The sequence below is a fragment of the Oleiphilus sp. HI0125 genome, from assembly GCF_001635355.1.
The window spans coordinates 1-551 of sequence record NZ_LWGF01000453.1 but is presented as its reverse complement, the minus strand read 5'-3'; the positions used below and the strand labels follow the sequence as shown (position 1 = coordinate 551).

At 39.7% G+C, this 551-nt stretch carries 1 protein-coding gene; it reads left to right on the top strand.

Annotation, left to right across the window (positions count from 1 at the left end; translation table 11 throughout):
- Window positions 1–551: hypothetical protein (locus A3762_RS27195; protein WP_197469063.1), on the top strand; the 551-nt coding region annotated here is incomplete at both ends.

The following is a 551-nucleotide window of genomic DNA, read 5'->3' as shown; positions in this document are numbered from 1 at the left end:
TTTAATATTGACTCGAATGACTTAACAGTTATAGAAGTCACAAATCCTCTGCTCCCTAATCCAAGAACAGTCCCGCTACTTACTCGATTAATTAGCAATAAAACTCAACTAACCATCTTAGATACCGACTTATCTGCTGATCGCGAAAATGAAAATTTCCCAGACGATCGAGGTACGATTCCAGAATTTATAATCTATTTGGACCCAGGAAATGCGGGCAAACTATATATGCTCGATTTAACCTCAAGACGAGAACAAGTAATATTTGATCTTGCCGCCAACACAAATGCGATTGGAGATCAAATATTTTGTCAGATCGAAGCTAGTCATATACTTGACAGTGACGCAATATTACAAGATCAGTTTGAACCAAAACAAGAGTTCAAAATTTTAGCGTCTACAGCCGATGTCGACTGTTCAGACCTAGGGCAAATGAATTATTTTCGCTTCGACATTTTACCCACAGAAAGTGATCAATACACTGTTCAACAGCCTGTAGAAGTCGAAGTCCCAGACCCCGATAGTTCAGACCCGGACGCGACAAAAATAGC